Genomic DNA, 21144 nt, shown 5'->3' on the forward strand with positions numbered 1-21144 from the left:
GGACGAACGCGAAATGAAATGGATTCTAATTGCTTTTTTGATCGCATCTACGCAATCCGTCCATGCTGGTATTGTGATTTATGGTACTCGTATTATCTACCCGGCGGAAAAAAATGAAGTCCTGGTGCAACTGATGAATCAGGGAGAACGGTCTTCACTGGTGCAATCATGGATTGATGACGGTGACACATTGTTACCACCAGAAAAAATCCAGGTGCCATTTTTATTGACCCCGCCAGTGGTAAAGGTTGCAGGCGATTCAGGCCAGCAGTTGAAAATTAAAAAAATGCCGAATACGCTGCCTAACGATAAAGAGAGTTTATTTTTTCTTAATGTACTGGATATTCCACCGAATAATCCTGATAGCGCCGGAAAAAATGTACTCAAATTCGCCATGCAGAATCGAATTAAACTTTTTTATCGGCCAAAAGGTATTGCCGCCGTTAATAAAAATACTTTCCATAAACTGGCGTTAACACGCAGTGGTAATAGTTATTCTATCAGAAATGATGCTGCTAACTGGGTTACGGTGACAGAAGTTAAAGCTAATAATGTCAAAATCAACAATGAAAGTATTATGCTTGCTCCGCTCTCCAGTGCGAATGTGGCATTGAAAAATACTAATGCCAATCAGTATAAAATGACCATTATTGACGATCACGGCAATTATATTAGTGATAACGTCAGCCTAAAATAACAGGAGCTGGTTATGTTAAGGATGACTCCGCTTGCTTCGGCAATACTGCTGTTGTTGGTTGGCATTGACGCCCAGGCCGCAGAAGATACGTTTGACACCCACTTTATGATGGGCGGTATGAAAGGCGAAAAAGTCTCAAATTTTCGCCTCGATGATAACCAACCACTGCCAGGCCAATATGATATTGATATCTACGTCAATAAGCAGTGGCGTGGTAAGTATGAAATAACCGTTAAGGATAATCCGGATGACACCTGTTTATCCCGTGACGCATTCACGCGTCTGGGGATAAATACACAAGCATTGGACCAGCAGTATGAATGCCCAACCCTAAAGCAGGCGGTACAGGGAGGCAGTTACGCCTGGAATATCGGCACGTTTCGTCTTGATCTCAGCGTACCGCAGGCGTATGTCGATGAGCTTGAGAATGGCTATGTTCCTCCGGAAAACTGGGATCGTGGCATCAATGCCTTCTATACCTCGTACTATGCCAGCCAGTATTACAGCGACTATAAGGATTCTGGTAACAGTAAAAGTACCTATGCACGCTTTACCAGTGGGTTAAATCTGCTGGGCTGGCAGTTGCATTCCGATGCCAGCTATAACAAAACCGATGACAGCAACGGGGAGTGGAAAAGTAATACCCTGTATCTGGAACGTGGCATCCCGCAAATTCTGGGCACTCTGCGTGCCGGGGATATGTATACCTCATCAGATATTTTTGACGCGGTACGTTTTCGGGGCGTGCGGCTGTATCGCGATATGCAGATGCTGCCAAACTCAAAGCAGAATTTTACGCCGCTGGTTCAGGGGATTGCGCAAAGCAACGCGCTGGTTACCATCGAACAAAACGGTTTTGTGGTTTACCAGAAAGAGGTTCCGCCTGGCCCGTTCTCCATTGCTGATTTGCAGCTGGCTGGAGGGGGAGCGGATCTTGACGTCAGTATCAAAGAGGCTGACGGCTCGGTAACAACCTATCTGGTACCGTACGCTGCGGTGCCCAATATGCTGCAGCCGGGGGTCTCAAAATATGATTTTGCCGCTGGACGTAGCCATATCGAAGGCGCCAGCAACCAGACCGATTTTGCGCAGATGAGCTACCAATACGGGCTGAATAATCTGTTAACGCTGTATGGCGGCACCATGCTGGCAGATAACTACAATGCGTTTACGCTTGGAACCGGCTGGAATACACGTATCGGCGCGATTTCCGTCGATGCGACACAATCGCACAGCAAACAGGATAATGGTGATGTGTTTGACGGGCAGAGCTACCAGATTGCCTATAACAAATATTTGACGCAAACCGCCACCCGTTTTGGCCTGGCAGCTTATCGCTACTCATCACGGGATTATCGGACATTTAACGATCATGTCTGGGCAAACAATAAGAACAACTACCATCGCGATGAAAATGATGTGTACGACATCGCGGATTATTACCAGAATGATTTTGGTCGTAAAAACAGCTTTTCGGCTAACGTCAGCCAGTCTTTGCCGCAAGGTTGGGGCTCGTTTTCGCTCAGTACGCTGTGGCGCGATTACTGGGGACGGAGCGGTAACAGTAAAGATTATCAGGTGAGTTATTCCAATAGCTGGCAACGGATTAGCTATACCTTTTCCGCCAGCCAGACTTACGATGAAGATCATCATGAAGATAAACGTTTTAACGTATTTATCTCTATACCTTTCGATTGGGGAGATGATATTAGCGCTCCGCGCAGGCATTTATATGTGTCTAATTCCACGACCTTTGATGATGATGGCTTTGCGTCAAATAATACCGGACTTTCGGGCACCGCAGGCAGTCGCGATCAGTTTAACTATGGGGTGAATCTGAGCCATCAGCGGCAGGGTAGCGAAACAACAGCAGGCGGCAATCTGACATGGAATGCGCCCGTTGCGACGCTTAACGGCAGCTACAGTCAGTCGTCTAAATACACACAAACTGGCGGCAGTATTTCAGGTGGCCTTGTGGCCTGGTCTGGTGGCGTGAATTTAGCCAACAGACTGTCAGAAACGTTTGCCGTCATGCATGCGCCTGGTCTGGAAGGGGCGTATGTGAACGGGCAGAAATATCGCACCACTGACCACAATGGCGTGGTGGTTTACGACGGCTTAACGCCTTATCGCGAAAACCATCTGATGCTGGATGTGTCCAATACCAATAGTGAAACCGATCTGCAGGGGAACCGCCGCAACGTTGCGCCATATCGCGGTGCGGTAGTGCTGACAACATTTGATACTGACCAGCGTAAACCGTGGTATATCCGGGCGCAGCGCCCTGATGGTTCACCGCTGACGTTTGGTTACGAAGTAGAGGATATACATGGACACAATATCGGCGTGGTAGGCCAGGGAAGCCAGCTCTTTATTCGCACCAATGAAGTGCCATCGGTGATAAAAGTGGCGGTCGATAAACAACAGGGACTTTCATGCTCAATCACTTTCGGCAAAACGATTGATGAAAGTAAAGTTTATATTTGTCGGTGAGAGGCGGATATGAAATATTTGTTTTTTTTAATTGCATTAATTAGTTTTGGTGCAAGTAGTCATTGTTATATTTCTAATGGGGCTGAAACCTATGTGTCTGGCGATGAATTAAAGCTTAATAATATGAAAGGCAATGTTGTCAATATATCCAATTTTAAATTTACGCATAAGCCTATATGTAGAAATTTATTTGACATGGGGGGGGAAACTGTATTTAGTATAGAATTTCCTAGGGAAACCTATTATGTATACCATGCTGATGCTGGTGACATATATTTGAGGGCTACATTTTCTTCTGACCCTGCACATATCTTGTATGATAAAAAAAACTCTTTTACAGAGATGGATATAGGAAAAATAAACAAGGCAGAAATTACCTTAACTTTTGATGTTGTTTCAAAAGCTACTGGGGTAAGTCAAAATGCAAAAAATATAAATGAAGGCATCCAGATAGATTTTATTCCTGAGAAATGCTTTTCAACAGGATGTTTGTTCGGGCATGATAATACGAATCATTATTATCGTGTAACTTATATCCCACAAATCACGCAAATGACAAAAACTTGTAGATTTAATGATGGTGTACTTACTGCCCCAGCAGTTACGATATCAGATCTGAATAATAATGCTTCCAGGTATCTAAAGCTTGAACCTACATCAGGTAACGTATCTTTTATTTGCAATAAAGGATTGTCCTCTTATTCTTTTAAGTATCATTTTGAGTCGGAGAGTATTCAAGGTAATATCCTCAAGAATGAATATGAAAATGAATATGGAGGTGCTGGGGATGTTGGGTTTGAAATCTCACTAAATGGAAGTCAAGCAATTAATTTTAGTGCAGGGAATAGTTCCAGCTATGATCTTTTGAATTTTAAAGATGTAACTCCAGAAGAACAACGCGTTAACTTAAATCTATATGGGAGATATGTTGTATATGGACAAAATATTCGACCAGGTAAAGTACAAAGTAGAGTTAAAGTTGTTACGGAATACGAGTGATATTTAATTGACGCACCCTTTATATAGGGTGCGTGTTTTTTTACCGGTGATAAAAAATCTCGCCGTCGTAGGCTTTAATGATTTTACCGTCGGCATCATTGACCAGCACATACGCGCCGCCCATATAGGTCCAGTGGGTGCCTGGCGTCGGTGCGGGCAGGTTGCGCAGATTCCACTGCTTAATGGTGTATTCTTCGGTGAGATACAGTGGTGGAACCTTGTCACCGGGTTTGAAATGGGTGAAGTCAGCAATAAAGCTGCTCAGCTCATACTTATCGATACCGGTGGGGGCTGCTGTTGCGGCTGGCGCGGCCCAGACGACGCTGCTCGCAAGCAGAAGTGCGCCCAGCAACATTTTATTTTTCATACCCATCCTTTCTACCTCTTCGGGTCATCAAAATCAGTCGTGTATCATTTCTGGCTTACAGGATATCTGACAAGCACTATTTTGTGTGTACCCCAGTTATTTCGTAAAAAGTGTAAATGAAGTGCAGATATGTAGGCAATGTTGGCCTGCAATTTACAACATGGCGTGCAGACAGTATCCTGTTGCTGAAACCTGAATATCATATTTGTGTTTCAACGACTCGGGGTGCCCTTCCGCGTGAAGGCTGAGAAATACCCGTACCACCTGATCTGGATAATGCCAGCGTAGGGAAGTCTGACACTGCTCGTGTCCCTTCTTTCACGCGGGCAGGAGCTGAACCATGCAGCCTGACCTGCACAGCCGCGCACTTGCGGCCCACACCTTACACCAATTTAGAACGCTTTCCCCCCTCACTCACTGTATGACCAACGAGGTTGTGCAAAGCTTCACTGCCAATACGTTACTGGCACTTGGCGCATCGCCCGCGATGGTGATCGAACCTGAGGAAGCCAGCCAGTTTGCTGCTATTGCCCAGGCGCTGCTCATTAATGTTGGGACACTGACTCAGGCGCGGGCAACGGCAATGCGTGCCGCCGTTGAACAGGCGCAGCAGGCGAAAACCCCCTGGACGCTCGATCCCGTTGCCGTGGGCGCACTGGCGTTTCGTCGTCGCTTCTGTCTGGATTTACTGGCGCTACAGCCAGCGGCTATTCGCGGTAACGCCTCAGAAATCCTTGCGCTGGCGGGGATGAACGGAGTGGGGCGCGGTGTAGACACGACGGATACGCCAGCGGTAGCCCTTCCGGCAGCACAAACACTGGCACGCCAGGTTGGAACCATTGTCGTGGTGACCGGCGAAGTTGACTATGTTACCGATGGTCAGCGTACCGTCTGCGTGAACGGCGGTGACCCGTTGATGACGCGCGTAGTGGGCACCGGCTGTGCATTGTCAGCGGTAGTCGCAGCCAGTTGCGCCCTGGAGGGCGACCGGTTGAATAATGTTGCTTCTGCCTGTAGCTGGATGAAGCAAGCCGGACAACGCGCCACTGAACAATCGACGGGACCGGGAAGTTTTGTTCCGGCATTTCTCGACGCTCTCTATAACCTGAACGCCCAGGAGCAAGCATGAAACGGATTAACGCATTAACGATCGCCGGAACCGATCCAAGCGGTGGCGCGGGGATCCAGGCCGACTTAAAAACTTTTTCGGCACTCGGCGCTTATGGCTGCTCAGTAATCACGGCACTGGTGGCGCAAAATACGCGCGGGGTGCAGTCGGTGTATCGCATTGAACCTGACTTTGTTGCTGCACAGCTGGACTCGGTGTTCAGCGATGTGCGCATCGATACCACCAAAATCGGCATGCTGGCAGAAACCGATATTGTCGAAGCCGTTGCCGAACGTTTACAGCGTCATCGGGTACAAAACGTCGTACTGGATACGGTAATGTTGGCAAAAAGCGGCGATCCGCTGTTGTCTTCCTCTGCGGTTGAAACGCTGCGTACCCGTCTGTTACCGCAAGTGTCGATTATTACCCCTAATCTGCCGGAGGCGGCGGCGTTGCTCGGGGCATCGCATGCCCGAACGGAGCAGGAAATGTTAGAGCAGGGGCGCGCGTTGCGGGCGCTGGGCTGTGAGGCGGTATTAATGAAAGGGGGTCATCTTGATGATGAGCAAAGCCCTGACTGGCTGTTTACCCGCGATGGCGAACAGCGTTTCACCGCGCCAAGGGTGGTGACAAAAAATACGCACGGAACAGGGTGCACGTTGTCAGCAGCGCTGGCGGCACTGCGTCCACGCCATGTTAACTGGGCTGATACGGTACAGGAGGCTAAGTTGTGGCTCTCTGCGGCGCTGGCGCAGGCGGATACGCTGGAAGTGGGCGAGGGGATTGGTCCGGTGCATCATTTCCACGCGTGGTGGTGATGAGCAGAAATGGTATACTGGCTGCAGAAACGGCTGCCAGGAAAAAGATAAATGGAACAAGCGCATACCCAGCTTATCGCGCAACTGAATGAACGTATTTCAGCGGCGGACAACACGCCGCTGTATATGAAATTCGCTCAAACGGTTAAGAACGCCGTGCGCAGTGGGATCCTGGAGCATGGCAATATCCTGCCTGGCGAGCGCGACCTCAGCCAGTTGACCGGCGTTTCACGCATTACGGTGCGCAAAGCGATGCAGGCGCTGGAAGAAGAGGGGGTGGTGACGCGTGCGCGTGGCTACGGGACGCAAATCAATAACATCTTCGAGTATTCGCTCAAAGAAGCGCGCGGTTTTTCACAACAGGTGGTGTTGCGCGGTAAAAAGCCGGATACGCTGTGGGTGAATAAACGCGTGGTGCCCTGCCCGGAAGAGGTGGCTCAGCAGTTGGCCATTGCTGTCGGCAGTGAGGTCTTCTTGCTCAAGCGCATTCGCTATGTTGATGAAGATGCTGTGTCTATTGAAGAATCATGGGTACCCGCCCATCTTATCCATGACGTGGATGCCATTGGCGTTTCACTGTACGACTATTTCCGCAGCCAGCATATCTTTCCACAGCGCACACGCTCACGCGTTAGCGCGCGGATGCCGGACGCCGAGTTTCAGTCACATATCCAGATGGACAGCAAAGTGCCGGTACTGGTGATCAAGCAGGTAGCGCTTGATCAGCAGCAACGGCCTATTGAATACAGTATCAGTTACTGTCGAAGCGACCTATACGTCTTTGTGTGCGAGGAGTAACGCCTCGCGTGAGGGGGCGCAGTCACCACCGCGGTGACCCACCACCCAGGATGCTACTGCATTGCCAAGCAGGACGGCATCGCCCAGCGACCAGCCTGATGCCAGCCCAGCCAGCATGCCGCCGGCGTGGCTGTCACCTGCGCCAATGGTGTCAACGACCGCCGTTGCAAATGCCGGTACGCACCCAGATGTCTGTGCGCTGAAATACCATGCGCCGTCTTTATCGTGACGCACGACCACCGGTGCGGTGAAACGCTGCACCCATTCTGCGCCAAAACCTTCCACATCCTGACTCAATGCAAATCGCTCGGCAGCAATTTCCGCCTCCTGACGATTAAGTGACACCAGCGGACGGCAGGCCATAATTCGTACCAGTAAGGGCTCGGGAATGTCGCCGATGCGCGGGCCAAAATCGATAAACGGCGTCACCTCTTCCAGACCTTCCAGCCACTGCACCAGCAATTCACCGCACGGGGATGCTAGCTGATAACCCGAGAGATACACCAGGCTATGACGCGGGATATCCAGCTGTGCCAGCCAGGCGGCATTCCACTGATTCTCAACGCCGCTAAAGGACATAAATGTGCGTTCACCGTCTGGCTCTACCAATGCCAGACACCAGCCGTTATCACCTTCGGCATTATCGATCAGGCTGTGCAATCCTTCTTTCGCCATACGGTTGCGGATAATATCGGCCCACACGCCCTGACCCAGCGGTAACGCATTGCTGGCCTCGATACCTAAACGTTTAAGCGCCACGGCAATATTGAGCGCGCAGCCGCCAACGTTCACCCCTTGCTGCTTAAGCTCAATGTCACAGCCGCGCCAGGGAAGAGCATACGCATCGGCAATCACATCAATAACCGCCGCGCCGACTACCGTTACCGGTCGCTGGCTGTGCAACTGTGGGAGAAGCGTTTGCAGACGAGTAGCACTCATTGCGCCTCCCGTTGCTCACGCAGCTGCATTAATCCACTGGCGTAGCGGATAAAGTCCAGCTGATTTACCGCATCAAGCTCATGTTTCAATGCCGGATTAATCGCACTTACGCCGTGCAGCGCGCCACAAATGGCGGTTGCCATCGCCCCGATGGTGTCGGTATCGCCGCCGAGGTTCGCGCACAGAATGGCGCAGCGGTTGGGATCGGTCTGCGCCAGTTCGACCATCGCGATGGCGCAAGGTACGGATTCAATCGTACTGGTTCCAGCCCCCACCACCTGATACAGCTGCTCACTGGCAGACTCAAAGCCGTCGGCATTACGGACGATTTTCAGCGCCAGTTCAAGGCGTGCACAGAGAGACGCGCTGAAGGTGGTAATCCGCTTTTGCTGGGCATGCCGGGCAATGGCGGGCAGTGCGTCGACAATCTCCGACCATTTACCGCCATCAATGGCGCGTGATACCGCCCACGCGACCACAACTGCGCCAGCAATAGCCAGATCCGATTTATGCGTTGGACTGGAAGCTAATGCTACGTCGTCGATAAAGGCATCGAGATCGCGCGCGGGCAGCAGACATCCCAACGGCGACACGCGCATAGCCGCCCCATTGGTGACACCGTTGTTTTCCAGTTCGGCGACGGGTTTGCCGTCGCGAATGGCGTTTAGCGCAATTTTTGAGGTCGGACCCAGCACGTTTTTATTAAAGGCATCAAAGCGCTCTGCCCAGGCCAGAATATTGCGACCAATAACGTCGGGTACAATTTCTCCGTCGCACTCGAGCAGGGCATCTGCCAGACACAGCGCCATGGAGGTGTCATCAGTGAACTCCGCCTGGCTGAAATAGCAGGCGGCATTATTCTCCGCCGGACCGGGCAAAAAACGGTCGATCCAACCGAAGTGAGCTTTTACCCGGGTTCGTGGCCACAGTTCCGACGGCATACCCATCGCATCCCCTAACGCCTGCCCATAAAGAGCACCGAGAATACGTTCTGCTTTCATTTAATTTCCCCTTGTTGCAATACGATATCGCGGTCGTCCACCTTAATGGCGGTGATTTCTTTGTCTGACTCGCGAAAGAAAATCATAAACAGCACGGCGATAACGGCGATCATGATCGCGCCAAATCCCCACATGCCAGCCCAGTTAAAGGTGAGGCCATTCACCGGCTCTTTATAAGCAAACATTTTTTCCATCATCACCCCACCCAGGCGGTAGCCGAGCAGGCTGCCGAATCCCTGACAGCAGAGAGTGATTAACCCCTGCGCAGCGGTACGCATGTGCACTGGCGCTTTTTTATCGACATAGATGTAGGCCGTAACGTAGTAGAAGTCGTAGCTAACGCCATGTAGCAGAATGCCGAGAAATAGCAGGGCGTAGGTGAAATATTCTTCCGCGCCGCCGTAAACAAAAAATCCGTAGCGGATCGCGGCAGTGATAAGACCAAGCAACAGTACCTTTTTAATGCCAAAGCGTTTGGTGAAGAACGGCAGTGCCAGCATGAAGAAAATTTCAGAGAACTGGCCCAGCGTCATCCAGCCGGTCGCATTTTTCATCCCAACTTCTGTCAGGTAGCCGTTGGCGAAGATGTAGTAAAACGCCAGCGGCATGGCAAACAGAAAAGAGCAGAAGAAAAAGACCAGGAAGTTCTTATCACGCAGCAGGATCAGCGCATCCAGACCCAGCATGACTTTGAAATCCATCTTGCCGGTACTTTTCGGTGGTGTATCCGGTAAAAAGAAAGCGAAGATACCCAGTAACGCGGAACTCGCGGCCGTAATGAGCAGCGGAATGTTGGTCGGTGAAATGTCGTTATAGCCGAGCATTTGCGGTAAGAACCCGCAAGCCAGGCCGGAAGCAATCCAGCCGATCGTGCCCATTACGCGAATGCGCGGAAAATCACGTTCTACATCCGGGACGTTGGCGAAGGCGATACTGTTGGTTAGTGCAATCGTCGGCATATAGGTGAGTGAATACGCCAGCAATAGCGGAAAGAATCCGCCGAACGTCGTCTGCTGCGCTGCAAAATACATCAAAATCGCGCCGACAAACATCAGCACTGCCAGTACTTTTTGCGCAGAGAAAAAGCGGTCAGTGATCGAACCGACGAAGATCGGTGAGAGGATCGCGGCAATGGCGGTACAGGCATAAGACCAGCCAATTTCACCAGCAGTAAAGCCGCTTTTACTCAGCCAGAGCCAAAGCGGCACAAACCAGGCGCCCCAGATAAACCACTCCACAAACATCATGAACGACAGCTTAACTGTAGTTTTCATCTTTAAATCCTTCATGACAGGTAAGGTACGTCTGGATAGTACCACTTAATAATACCTTTTAAATACCTTTATGGTCTAAATTTGACCGTTGTATCATTTTTTGATGCCTGAATCGAGCCAGCGGAAATCGCTGAAAAGTGCGCTAAAGATGGAAAAAATGCGCAGTCAGTACCAGGCTTATTGCTGCCCGCCATCAGGCGGGTCAGGACAATCCACTTCCGAGATCAAATCGGAACTTACGGGAGCATAGCTATGACTGATATTGCGCAGTTGCTTGGCAAAGATGCCGACAACCTTTTACAGCATCGTTGTATGACCATTCCTTCTGACCAACTTTACCTGCCAGGACATGATTACGTCGACCGCGTGATGGTTGACAATAACCGTCCCCCCGCCGTGCTGCGTAATATGCAGACGCTGTACAACACCGGACGGCTCGCCGGGACCGGTTATTTGTCGATTCTGCCTGTAGACCAGGGTGTGGAACATTCTGCTGGGGCATCGTTTGCCGCAAACCCGCTGTATTTTGATCCGAAAAATATTGTTGAGCTGGCGATTGAAGCGGGCTGCAACTGCGTCGCGTCAACCTATGGCGTGCTGGCGTCTGTTTCCCGCCGTTATGCGCATCGCATTCCATTCCTGGTGAAAATTAACCATAACGAAACGCTTAGCTACCCGAATACCTTTGACCAGACGCTGTATGCCAGCGTGGAGCAAGCGTTCAATATGGGCGCGGTCGCGGTGGGGGCAACCATTTATTTTGGTTCAGAGGAGTCGCGCCGCCAGATTGAAGAGATCTCTGCAGCCTTTGAGCGCGCCCATGAGCTGGGCATGGTGACGGTACTGTGGGCCTATTTGCGCAACTCTGCGTTTAAGAAAGACGGTGTGGATTATCATGTTTCGGCTGATTTGACCGGGCAGGCAAACCATCTGGCGGCAACTATCGGCGCGGATATCGTTAAACAGAAAATGGCGGAGAATAACGGCGGGTATAAAGCGGTTAACTTCGGCTATACCGACGATCGTGTCTATAGCAAGCTGACCAGTGATAACCCGATTGACCTGGTGCGTTATCAACTGGCGAACTGCTATATGGGACGCGCCGGACTCATTAACTCCGGTGGTGCGGCCGGCGGAGAAACCGATCTCAGCGATGCGGTACGTACCGCGGTGATTAACAAGCGTGCCGGTGGCATGGGGTTAATTCTTGGACGTAAAGCGTTCAAGAAAACCATGGCTGACGGCGTGAAGCTGATTAATGCCGTCCAGGATGTTTATCTGGATAACAAAGTCACGATTGCCTGATGTCAGTAGAGTGCCGTCGGATTAGCGCAATAATGGGCAACCCGGCGGTAGCCTGCAGCGCAGGGCTGCAGGCAGGATTTCAACATGAAACTCTTGCCCGCTGAGCGGTTCTCCATCCAGATTGAAGGTAATTTCATGTGGCGCACGGATATCAAACCATGATGATGTGCCATCAATGATATTCGGATTGTCTTCGGACTGAGTTATCGCCGATAGCAGTGCCGGAATCAGCTCCTCACCGGTAAAGATTCGCAGTTGCAGCAGGCCGTCATTAATGAGCGCTGTCGGGCAAAGTTGCTGTCCACCACCGGCCTGACGCCCATTGCCAATACCAATCACCAGCGCGTCCCCCTGCCAGTGAAAGTTTTCGCCGCGAATTTCGCAACTGTCTGGCTTCAGCGTATCCATGCGCATTAACCCGTGAATAAAGTACGACACACCGCCAAGGGCGGCTTTGAGTTTCTCCGGTGTTTCGGTAGTGATCCGAGTACCGAACCCTCCTGTCGCCATATTGATAAAGCAGGTTTTATCGTTGACCTGCACCATATCAATCTCTACCGAATTCCCGGCAATGGCCAGCTTTAATGCCTTGTCCAGCGCTTCAGGAATGCCAACGCTGGTAGCAAAATCATTTGCCGTTCCCAATGGCAAAATCCCGAGCGCCGGAACATTCTCCCCCTGACAGTGGATCAGCGCAGTGGATACTTCGTTGATGGTACCGTCACCACCGCCGGCAATCACCGTTGCTACGCCCAACCGGAGCGCTTCATCAACGTAACGTTGTGCATCGCCTTTTTCCCAGGTCACGCGAACATGGATTTCGACACTCTCATTGCGCAGTTGAGCGATAGCGTCACGCAGGGGAAGGTTATCAGCACTTTTTCCATTCAGGATCAGTAAGCTGGCCGGGAATGCTATCATCCTGTTGCCTCACTTTTATCGTTTTAACTAGTGTATGTCAGGAATGCATATATGGCGTAGGAACTGACTGAAAGCGAAGATCCATCGACGGGTTCTGAGGGCGGTTGATAGTCTGTATGGGACAGAGGCGAAAAAAAGCCCGTACATGCGTACGAGCTCTTTCTCGAATATGGCGGTGAGGCGGGGATTCGAACCCCGGATACGTTGCCGTATACACACTTTCCAGGCGTGCTCCTTCAGCCACTCGGACACCTCACCATATTGTTGTTCCTGTACTGCTGGAACGGGCGCTAATGTAGGGGAAATACCGCCCCGGCGTCAATCTACTTTTTCAAAAAAACGTGCATTTACACAAACTTCAAGCAACATGGGGCTTAAATGAGCGGGAATTGTTTTTTTTGCCAGCACTCTGAAATTTGCTAATCTGATGTTCCCTCGGAAAATGATGATAATAAGTGCGAGAATGTTCCGCATAACAATGTTCAGGAGACAATATGGAAATAATTTTCTATCACCCTACATTTGATACGGCCTGGTGGGTAAAGGCGCTGACGAAAGCCATCCCTGGCGCTAACGTTCGCGAGTGGAAAGCGGGTGATAATGCCCATGCCGACTATGCGCTGGTCTGGCATCCTCCGGTTGAAATGCTGGCAGGGCGAAAGTTAAAAGCTGTCTTTGCATTGGGAGCCGGAGTGGACTCCATCCTCAGTAAGCTTAAAGCACACCCGGAGATGCTGGATACCTCGATTCCACTTTTCCGTCTGGAAGATACCGGTATGGGTCTGCAAATGCAGGAGTATGCGGTGAGTCAGGTGTTGCACTGGTTCCGCCGCTTTGATGACTATCAGGCATTAAAATCCCAGGCGAAGTGGCAGCCGTTGCAAGAGTATACCCGTGATGAATTTACCATCAGCATCATGGGGGCCGGTGTATTAGGGGCTAAAGTGGCAGAGAGCCTGCAGGCATGGGGGTTCCCACTGCGTTGTTGGAGCCGTACCCGTAAATCCTGGCCTGGTGTGGAAAGTTTTGCGGGCACCGAAGAATTGAGTGCATTTTTAAGCCAGACGCGTGTGCTGATTAATCTTCTGCCCAATACGGCAGAAACGGTAGGCATTATTAATGCCGGACTGTTGAATCAATTACAGGATGGAGCCTATGTGTTGAACCTGGCGCGTGGTGTTCATCTCAATGAAGACGATCTTCTGGCATCGTTGGATAGCGGAAAACTGAAAGGTGCGATGCTGGATGTCTATAGCCGAGAACCGCTACCGGAAGACAACCCATTGTGGAAACACCCGCGTGTGGCGATGACGCCGCACATTGCTGCGGTAACGCGCCCAGCGGAAGCGGTGGATTATATTTCTCGTACAATCCTGAGCCTGGAAAGTGGAAAAGCGGTTACCGGTCAGGTCGATCGCGTTCGGGGTTACTGATATCAATGTCAACCCGGCCAGCGCCGGGTTTCGACTAAATACAACCCGAATTATTTAGGGTATTAATGGCGGCGATACCTGCTATCCTTGACGGAAAACGACTACAGGAGAGAGTTATGTATCCCGTTGACCTGCATATGCATACCGTTGCCAGCACCCATGCCTACAGCACCTTAAGTGATTACATCGCTGAAGCTCATCGCAAAGGCATCAAGCTATTTGCCATTACCGATCATGGACCGGACATGGCGGATGCGCCTCATCACTGGCATTTTATTAACATGCGTATTTGGCCGCGTGTTGTAGATGGCGTAGGGATCCTGCGCGGCATTGAGGCGAATATTAAGAATATTGAAGGTGAAATTGACTGCTCAGGGCCGATGTTTGACTCACTCGATCTGATTATTGCAGGCTTCCATGAGCCGGTTTTTGCACCTCACGATAAAGACACGAATACCCAGGCGATGATCGCCACGATGGCGAGCGGCAATGTGCATATTATCAGCCATCCAGGAAATCCAAAGTATCCCGTTGATATCACCGCAATTGCACAGGCGGCGGCAAAATATCAGGTCGCGCTGGAAATCAATAATTCCTCGTTTTTGCATTCGCGTAAGGGCAGTGAAGATAACTGTCGCGCTGTGGCTGCGGCAGTACGTGATGCAGGTGGCTGGGTGGCCCTGGGTTCAGATTCCCATACCGCATTCACGTTGGGAGAGTTCGGTGAATGCCGTAAGATTCTGGATGATGTGGGCTTCCCGGAAGACCGAATTCTGAACGTTTCACCAAAACGCTTGCTGTCGTTTCTGGAATCGCGGGGCATGGAGCCTATCGCGGAATTTGCTGAACTTTAATTGTTACTAACTGGAATATATCAATGAACGAGTTTTCTATCCTGTGCCGTGTACTGGGCTCGCTGTTTTACCGCCAACCGCAGGACCCTTTACTGGTTCCCCTGTTTACCTTGATTAGCGAAGGTAAACTGTCTGCTAACTGGCCACTGGAACAGGATGAGCTGTTGGCCCGTTTGCAGAAAAGCTGTGATATGCCCCAGCTTGCTGCAGATTACAACGCGCTGTTTGTCGGGAAAGAATGTTCAGTGCCGCCTTATCGTAGCGCCTGGGTAGAAGGGGCGAAGGAAGCGGATGTTCGTGCATTCCTGTCTGCGCGTGGAATGCCGCTGGCGGATACACCTGCCGATCATATTGGTACCTTGTTGCTGGCGGCATCCTGGCTTGAAGACCAGTCCGCAGAAGATGAGAGTGAAGCACTGGAAACCTTGTTTGTTGACTACCTGCTTCCCTGGTGCGACACGTTCCTTGGTAAAGTTGAGGCGCATGCGAATACCGCTTTCTGGCGAACTATGGCGCCACTGACGCGCGATGCAATTAGTGCAATGTGGGATGAATTACAGGAAGATACAGACGAATAAATGTGATTTAAATCACTATATACTGCAACGCAATTCATCATATTGCATGAATTGTGTGCACGATCTCATTACCATGCCGTTTTTCTGCTAAGATGCGCGGCATGAACATACTTCTCTCTATTGCAATCACAACGGGCATTCTCTCCGGACTCTGGGGATGGGTGGCCGTTTCTCTTGGTTTACTCAGTTGGGCTGGCTTCCTGGGCTGTACAGCCTATTTTGCCTGCCCACAAGGTGGACTGAAAGGGCTGTGGATCTCGGCGTGTACGCTGCTAAGCGGTGTGGTGTGGGCGTTGGTGATTATTAATGGTAGTGCACTTGCCCCACATATGGACATCCTTGGCTATGTCATGACGGGAATTGTCGCATTTATGATGTGTATCCAGGCAAAGCAATGGCTGCTTTCATTTGTGCCAGGCACGTTTATTGGCGCATGCGCAACGTTTGCAGGGCAAGGGGATTGGCAACTGGTTGTGCCGTCTCTGGCGCTAGGTCTGGTATTCGGCTATGCGATGAAAAACAGCGGATTGTGGCTGGCATCACGTCGCGAAAACCCGGCTTCATCCACGCTGACCAGTAAATAAAAAAAGCGTGAGGGCCCTCTCACGCTTTTTATTCTCTTTTTAGTATCAGGACTCTGGAGGTACCGACATATGGCGGTATTTGACCAGAATGTCGTTATCAACTTGTTTCTTATCCTGCAAATCCCACAAGCCGCGATCGATACCGTCATTTATCAGGAAGATAACGCCAGTTTCAATGGCTGACATCAGGCAAAGCATGACCGGTTCGTTAGAGGTATAACCAATTTCCCCTTCCAGAAGCCGTTGGTAGTCAATGAAACGGAATACCCCTGCCTGCACTTCATAAGACAGGATGGTTTTACTGGTATTGACCGAAGAAAGGATCTCACCGGTACTGACGTTAACTACGCGCAGGTTTACCGCTATCTGGTCGAGTTGATATTGCGTATCGGCACCAATACCGAAATAACGCGCGCCGACACCACCTGATTTAACGTTGCTTTCATAGCCGATGATTGAACCTTCCACCATCACGTTAGCTGCGGTTAATGATTGCAGCGGAATTCGGTTGTTAATGGCAACCGTGCCGTTTTCCTGTGCCGCACGGATGATTTTTCGTTCGTTCAGTAAGTTCTGTAATCCCTGACGCTCCAGCGGGACGAACCAACGCGAATCTTTCAGTGCGGTAACCAGCATTGCCGTGGCACTTTGCGGTACGGCAGTGGAGAAGTTACTTGCCGGATAAGGTTTAAACTGACCAGTTTCATCCTGGATATTGTAAACCGATACAAAGATTTTACCCGTAGGCATCGGGAGATGCGTCAAGTCTTTGTAACTTTGGGCGCGAGGCATTAATGTCGGTTTAGCGGCTTCTTGCGGTGGGGACGTTAAGCATCCGCTGAGTAAAAATACTGCAACCATTATAAGTAAGCGCTGCATGATTTTTTCCTTTCGTGGCTATGGCTTAGAAATCGGTTGACTGTGTTTGTAAACCCGACACTTCGATCGTTGATGTTTTTCCCGATTTCCTGTCGGTAACATTCAATTGCAGCTGCCCGTCCCGGTTAGCGATATCAATGATAAAATCATTGGTCACCATTCTTCCCGGCTTACCGGTATTAATGTTGGTGAGCAGGCCGCCGAGAATTTGTGACTGAATCGCCTGAGTAAAGTTATCCAGCGCTGACGGTGTTTCAATTCCGTAATCGCTATAGCTCGGATCTTTATAGGAGTTCTGCGCCTGAGCGCTGTTCAACAAAAAAGCGCCGTTATTCGGGTTGCCACCAAAGTTTGGATTTCGGAACTGGAACGTCATGTTTCCGGCCCAACTTAATGGTGAAATTAGCATGAGCAAAACCACTGCATGTTTGACACGCATGAAAGCCTCCGGACAAAATCATGTTTTAGAATTCATCGCGCGCTAAATCGCTCGTGCTTAATAGTGTTTGATCTATTTGCCGGCGATTTAATGCTTCCTCAGTTTGTGCCAATGCGAAGACGACAATTTTGTCGAAGTCTCTTTTCGTGGGGAATAAAAAAGTCTGGAAGATAACGTCCTGATTGACCGTTATGGTGATCCAACTTCCCCAACGCGCACTGGGTCTTTCATTGATAGTTAAATTTCCTGTGTACTCACTTTCCCACTTGTCACTAAATGCACGATAAAAATCATGCCCGATTGAAGAGACAGTGTGGTCAGTTAACAGTCCGGGAACCTCCACTTCTACGCTTGTAGCCGCGTGCAAATTCCCGGCAGCAAAGAATAAATTTGCTGCCACAATCCAGGTCAAATAGCGTTTCATGGCTTTATCGCCTGAGGTTATCATTGGCCCATGAGACCGCCTGCGTACGATTTTTGACAGCTATCTTTTTGAAAAGATTATAAAGATGTGTTTTTACCGTATTTTCACTGATAAATAGTGAGCGAGCGATTTCAATATTTGAGGCGCCGATACGCAATTTATTAAGTATCTCTTTTTCACGGTGTGTCAGCAGCGCTGATTCCGTGCTGTTATAACGATAATTTCCAGAATGCGTGATCAGATAACTGGCAAGCTTTTGCGTGAAGTAACATTCACCGCGTAAGACACCCTGCAAGCCGCTAACAACACGCTGTTCGTCTTCAGTTGCGTAAAACACGCCATTGATATGTGGCCAGTTTTCGATATCCCGATAAGGGTAGTCATCAGGGGTATTCAACAATAACGTCTTTATATTGTTGTTTTTTCTGCTCAAATTATCTTGCCAGTAATGGATCAGTTTTTTATCTGCCTCCATCATATCCAGTAAAACAATGCAGCTGGAGGAAATATCATCCAGAGAACGTTGAATATTATGTAGTTTTCCGGTTAGCGCCAGTGATTGTTTTAAATGTTGTAATAATGCAGTTGCCTGCAAAGAAGGTTTCGTGATCAACAATAATGTATGACCATGAATGCTATGGACTTCATTAAACATGATGAAACTCCACTTTTTAGTCGCACACCTGACAGCTGTCTCTACTAAAATAGAGGCACCAGAAGTACTGACAGATGCTGCACTGCTGTGTAGAAATAAAATATCGACCCAAAGGGGTGAAAATATTAAAACAAATGGACTTCAACTGATTTCAATCTAGCTATTACAAATCTTAAAGCAAGTGTTAAACATGTAACAGGATGTAAAATTATATATTAAAATGTGATTTTTAGGTTTTATTGGAGTTTAGATTTGATAGGAAAGTTGTACATTTTACCGTTACTGCATAGATTTAAAAAATCATACAAATTATAATAATTTATTGATTTATAAGGTTTTAATTAATGATTAGCGAGTTTTAGATTTCTAATGAATTCTAAATTCTTTGTCCCACTTTACGTTGGACAATTTTAAGAGGAAAAAACTGACCTTTGTCACGACTTGCATCGATGACTATCACGACACGGTGCTGCGAAGCCCTGAAATCGCGGAAAATGCACTTTTTCAGTGACTGCATAGAAATTCATTTCTGATTGAGAAATAAAAATAAAACCTATACCTGTAGCGGTGTTATTCACTGTTAATTAGTACTTTGGGGTGAATCTGGATATCAAAATACCACTCGCGGGTGAGTTATTTAAAATGTTTCAACGGACATACTCTTCATCGTAACGTGGCGTTAACAAATGTAAGTCATGTTAACAACAATTTGAGTGGTAATTAATTTAACTTCATGTACGACCAGGTCCAGGGTGACAGCATGAAAAACAAGTTGTTATTTATGATGTTTACAATACTGGGTGTGCCTGGGATTGCATCCGCAACCAGTTATGATTTAGCTAATTCAGAATATAACTTTGCGGTAAATGAATTAAGTAAGTCTTCATTTAATCAGGCAGCCATTATTGGTCAGGTTGGCACTGCTAACAGTGCAAATACTCGCCAGGAGGGCAGCAAGTTATTGTCGGTCATTTCGCAAGAAGGTTCAGGTAACCGGGCGAGAACAGATCAGACAGGATCATATAATTTTGCATATATTGATCAAACGGGCAGCTCCAATGATGCGAGTATTAAACAAAGTTCTTACGGTAATACAGCGATGATTATCCAGAAAGGTTCTGGTAATAAAGCAAATATTACCCAGTACGGTACACAAAAAACAGCAGTTGTGGTGCAGAGACAGTCGCAAATGGCAATTCGCGTTACTCAACGCTAATCCGTAAACGACGTTTAAATCAATCCGATGGGGGTTTACCATGAAACTTTTAAAAGTGGCAGCATTCGCAGCAATCGTAGTTTCTGGCAGTGCTCTGGCAGGTGTTGTTCCGCAATGGGGCGGCAATCATCATGGTGGCGGTAGTAATTATGGCCCGGACTCTTCATTGAGTATTTACCAATATGGGTCAAGTAACGTTGCGAATGCGCTGCAAAGTGATGCACGTAAATCAGACGTGACCATCACACAACACGGACATGGTAACGGTGCTACCGTCGGGCAAGGTGCTGATGACAGTACCATTAGCCTGAAACAGACTGGCTTCCAGAACAGCGCTGATATCAATCAGTGGAATGCAAAAAATGCTGACATCAGTGTAACTCAGTTCGGTGGTCGTAACGGTGCGGTGGTTAATCAGACTGCATCTGACTCGAATGTTCTGATTCAGCAGGTTGGTTATGGCAACAATGCGACAGCTAACCAGCACTAATTCAGTTTTATAACTGATAATAAACAGGGCGAAAGCCCTGTTTTTTTTCGGGAGCATATTATGCATACGCTATTACTCATTGCCGCGCTTTCAAATCAAATAACCTTTAATACAACCCAGCAAGGTGAGATGTATACCATTATTCCGCAGGTGACATTATCGCAACCCTGCGTGTGCGAGGTACAAGTTCTTGCCATACGTAAAGGGTCGGGGGGGCAAAGCCAAACGCAACAGAAAACAAGCCTGTCGATCCCTGCTAATCGGCCGATTGAATTAACAAAACTGAGCTTTAATATTTCACCTGAAGATACGGTCAACATTGTCGTTACCGTTTCGGATGGGCAGTCATTGCATCTGTCCCAGCAGTGGCCTGATTCAAGCAATCGCTCATGATTTTTTGCTGTATTTGCTTTAAAGGTGTGGCTGGGAAAGCGGTGCTGTTCTATGAATATAGAGACGTGAAAACGTTTTTATTTGGTCGTTAATCGCAGCGGTGAAGGATCACTTCGATCCCTCAAGGATGGTTTATCATTGAGGAACCCTTATGAGCACCTTATTAAAACGTATTTTAAGTACCAGTTTATGTGTTACTTCTTTTTTTATCTTCCCCGCAACGGCGCAGCAAATCACACCTGGCGGGATTATCCATTTTCGTGGCGCAATAGTTGAATCGCCTTGTGATGTGAGCTCGCAACAACAGCAGATTGAAGTGTCATGTATACGTGATGGCAAGTTACGGAGTAGTCGCTATAACACACAACAGATAACGATGGCCCCTGAAAGCCTCCAGCAAATTGCCAGTATGAGAATGCAGTACCTTAATGAACAGAAAAATCTGGCAATTCTTAATATTGAATATAAATGAATCGTTC

At 48.8% G+C, this 21144-nt stretch carries 24 protein-coding genes, 1 tRNA gene and 1 riboswitch; of the genes, 15 read left to right on the top strand and 10 right to left on the bottom strand.

Annotated features, from left to right (window positions below; translation table 11 throughout):
• Positions 1-13: 13 nt before the first annotated feature.
• From G8S19_RS07820 to G8S19_RS07830, 3 genes are read left to right on the top strand one after another with little or no spacing between them, the layout of a single operon-like run.
• On the top strand, positions 14-697 hold the full coding sequence (locus G8S19_RS07820; RefSeq protein WP_124020720.1) for a fimbria/pilus periplasmic chaperone: 684 nt from the start codon (positions 14-16) through the stop codon (positions 695-697).
• 12 nt (positions 698-709) lie between these two features.
• On the top strand, positions 710-3190 hold the full coding sequence (locus tag G8S19_RS07825) for a fimbrial biogenesis outer membrane usher protein (RefSeq protein WP_101741583.1): 2481 nt from the start codon (positions 710-712) through the stop codon (positions 3188-3190).
• 9 nt (positions 3191-3199) lie between these two features.
• Positions 3200-4189 carry a fimbrial protein gene (locus tag G8S19_RS07830; RefSeq protein ID WP_124020718.1) on the top strand — a complete coding sequence of 330 codons (990 nt, stop codon included), beginning with the start codon at positions 3200-3202 and terminating at the stop codon, positions 4187-4189.
• Between the two features lie 40 nt (positions 4190-4229).
• Here the strand turns inward: G8S19_RS07830 and G8S19_RS07835 are convergent, their stop codons facing one another.
• Positions 4230-4562 (bottom strand): RcnB family protein, encoded by a 333-nt coding sequence (locus G8S19_RS07835; protein ID WP_086523387.1) that lies wholly within the window; start codon positions 4560-4562, stop codon positions 4230-4232.
• Between the two features lie 205 nt (positions 4563-4767).
• A riboswitch (TPP riboswitch) is annotated at positions 4768-4864 on the top strand.
• A gap of 32 nt (positions 4865-4896) precedes the next feature.
• On the opposite strand from G8S19_RS07835, the gene thiM reads away from it, so the two are divergent.
• From thiM to G8S19_RS07850, 3 genes are read left to right on the top strand one after another with little or no spacing between them, the layout of a single operon-like run.
• The gene (gene thiM, locus G8S19_RS07840) at positions 4897-5685 is read left to right on the top strand and encodes a hydroxyethylthiazole kinase (RefSeq protein WP_101742044.1); all 789 of its coding nucleotides are present in this window, start codon (positions 4897-4899) and stop codon (positions 5683-5685) included.
• Positions 5682-6482 carry a bifunctional hydroxymethylpyrimidine kinase/phosphomethylpyrimidine kinase gene (thiD, locus tag G8S19_RS07845; RefSeq protein ID WP_048211195.1) on the top strand — a complete coding sequence of 267 codons (801 nt, stop codon included), beginning with the start codon at positions 5682-5684 and terminating at the stop codon, positions 6480-6482. The genes thiM and thiD overlap by 4 nt, the downstream gene beginning before the upstream one ends.
• Before the next feature lie 51 nt (positions 6483-6533).
• Entirely contained in the window at positions 6534-7280 is a 747-nt protein-coding gene (locus tag G8S19_RS07850) for a GntR family transcriptional regulator (RefSeq protein WP_005129153.1), read from the top strand.
• Here the strand turns inward: G8S19_RS07850 and G8S19_RS07855 are convergent.
• Genes G8S19_RS07855 through G8S19_RS07865 form a run of 3 tightly spaced genes read right to left on the bottom strand, consistent with a single transcriptional unit; the run spans position 7254 to position 10494 of the window.
• Positions 7254-8219: a PfkB family carbohydrate kinase gene (locus G8S19_RS07855; RefSeq protein ID WP_115643177.1), complete on the bottom strand. Its 966-nt coding sequence runs from the start codon at positions 8217-8219 to the stop codon at positions 7254-7256. The two genes, G8S19_RS07850 and G8S19_RS07855, sit on opposite strands and share 27 nt — an antisense overlap.
• Positions 8216-9220 (bottom strand): ADP-ribosylglycohydrolase family protein, encoded by a 1005-nt coding sequence (locus tag G8S19_RS07860; protein ID WP_124020717.1) that lies wholly within the window; start codon positions 9218-9220, stop codon positions 8216-8218. The genes G8S19_RS07855 and G8S19_RS07860 overlap by 4 nt, the downstream gene beginning before the upstream one ends.
• Positions 9217-10494, bottom strand: coding sequence for a nucleoside permease (locus G8S19_RS07865; protein WP_048211198.1), 1278 nt, complete (start codon positions 10492-10494; stop codon positions 9217-9219). The genes G8S19_RS07860 and G8S19_RS07865 overlap by 4 nt, the downstream gene beginning before the upstream one ends.
• Positions 10495-10746: 252 nt before the next feature.
• On the opposite strand from G8S19_RS07865, the gene fbaB reads away from it, so the two are divergent.
• The gene (gene fbaB, locus G8S19_RS07870) at positions 10747-11799 is read left to right on the top strand and encodes a class I fructose-bisphosphate aldolase (protein ID WP_005129139.1); all 1053 of its coding nucleotides are present in this window, start codon (positions 10747-10749) and stop codon (positions 11797-11799) included.
• A 21-nt stretch (positions 11800-11820) separates the two neighbouring features.
• On the opposite strand, the gene yegS is transcribed toward fbaB, so the two are convergent.
• Complete coding sequence (gene yegS / locus G8S19_RS07875) at positions 11821-12720, bottom strand: lipid kinase YegS (protein ID WP_124020715.1); 900 nt, start codon at positions 12718-12720, stop codon at positions 11821-11823.
• A 170-nt stretch (positions 12721-12890) separates the two neighbouring features.
• Positions 12891-12978 (bottom strand) — tRNA-Ser (locus G8S19_RS07880).
• 236 nt (positions 12979-13214) lie between these two features.
• Here G8S19_RS07880 and ghrA point away from each other — a divergent pair.
• The 4 genes from ghrA to G8S19_RS07900 all read left to right on the top strand — a co-directional run bounded on the left by ghrA (position 13215) and on the right by G8S19_RS07900 (position 16169).
• Positions 13215-14153: a glyoxylate/hydroxypyruvate reductase GhrA gene (gene ghrA, locus G8S19_RS07885; protein WP_124020714.1), complete on the top strand. Its 939-nt coding sequence runs from the start codon at positions 13215-13217 to the stop codon at positions 14151-14153.
• Between the two features lie 116 nt (positions 14154-14269).
• On the top strand, positions 14270-15007 hold the full coding sequence (locus G8S19_RS07890; RefSeq protein WP_048211201.1) for a phosphatase: 738 nt from the start codon (positions 14270-14272) through the stop codon (positions 15005-15007).
• A 23-nt stretch (positions 15008-15030) separates the two neighbouring features.
• Positions 15031-15585: a molecular chaperone gene (locus G8S19_RS07895; protein WP_005129133.1), complete on the top strand. Its 555-nt coding sequence runs from the start codon at positions 15031-15033 to the stop codon at positions 15583-15585.
• 101 nt (positions 15586-15686) lie between these two features.
• Positions 15687-16169, top strand: coding sequence for a DUF1097 domain-containing protein (locus G8S19_RS07900; protein ID WP_048211203.1), 483 nt, complete (start codon positions 15687-15689; stop codon positions 16167-16169).
• 45 nt (positions 16170-16214) lie between these two features.
• Here the strand turns inward: G8S19_RS07900 and csgG are convergent, their stop codons facing one another.
• Genes csgG through csgD form a run of 4 tightly spaced genes read right to left on the bottom strand, consistent with a single transcriptional unit; the run spans position 16215 to position 18566 of the window.
• On the bottom strand, positions 16215-17048 hold the full coding sequence (gene csgG, locus G8S19_RS07905) for a curli production assembly/transport protein CsgG (protein WP_048211204.1): 834 nt from the start codon (positions 17046-17048) through the stop codon (positions 16215-16217).
• 25 nt (positions 17049-17073) lie between these two features.
• Positions 17074-17487: a curli production assembly/transport protein CsgF gene (gene csgF, locus G8S19_RS07910; RefSeq protein ID WP_005129126.1), complete on the bottom strand. Its 414-nt coding sequence runs from the start codon at positions 17485-17487 to the stop codon at positions 17074-17076.
• Positions 17488-17512: 25 nt separating this feature from the next.
• Positions 17513-17911 carry a curli production assembly/transport protein CsgE gene (gene csgE / locus G8S19_RS07915; RefSeq protein WP_061068136.1) on the bottom strand — a complete coding sequence of 133 codons (399 nt, stop codon included), beginning with the start codon at positions 17909-17911 and terminating at the stop codon, positions 17513-17515.
• 4 nt (positions 17912-17915) lie between these two features.
• Positions 17916-18566 carry a biofilm master transcriptional regulator CsgD gene (gene csgD / locus G8S19_RS07920; protein ID WP_005129125.1) on the bottom strand — a complete coding sequence of 217 codons (651 nt, stop codon included), beginning with the start codon at positions 18564-18566 and terminating at the stop codon, positions 17916-17918.
• 760 nt (positions 18567-19326) lie between these two features.
• Here csgD and csgB point away from each other — a divergent pair.
• The 4 genes from csgB (at position 19327) to G8S19_RS07940 (ending at position 21137) form a co-directional block, all read left to right on the top strand.
• Positions 19327-19782, top strand: a complete 456-nt coding sequence (gene csgB, locus G8S19_RS07925) for a curli minor subunit CsgB (protein ID WP_048211206.1) — start codon at positions 19327-19329, stop codon at positions 19780-19782.
• Between the two features lie 40 nt (positions 19783-19822).
• Positions 19823-20272 (top strand): curli major subunit CsgA, encoded by a 450-nt coding sequence (csgA, locus tag G8S19_RS07930; RefSeq protein ID WP_048211207.1) that lies wholly within the window; start codon positions 19823-19825, stop codon positions 20270-20272.
• 60 nt (positions 20273-20332) lie between these two features.
• Positions 20333-20665, top strand: coding sequence for a curli assembly chaperone CsgC (csgC, locus tag G8S19_RS07935; RefSeq protein ID WP_048211208.1), 333 nt, complete (start codon positions 20333-20335; stop codon positions 20663-20665).
• A 151-nt stretch (positions 20666-20816) separates the two neighbouring features.
• A complete protein-coding gene (locus G8S19_RS07940) occupies positions 20817-21137 on the top strand; it encodes a type 1 fimbrial protein (RefSeq protein ID WP_061068135.1) in 321 nt (106 codons plus the stop codon).
• Positions 21138-21144 lie beyond the last annotated feature (7 nt).

It is taken from the genome of Citrobacter sp. SX206 (assembly GCF_024181025.1).
Taxonomy (GTDB): domain Bacteria; phylum Pseudomonadota; class Gammaproteobacteria; order Enterobacterales; family Enterobacteriaceae; genus Citrobacter; species Citrobacter youngae.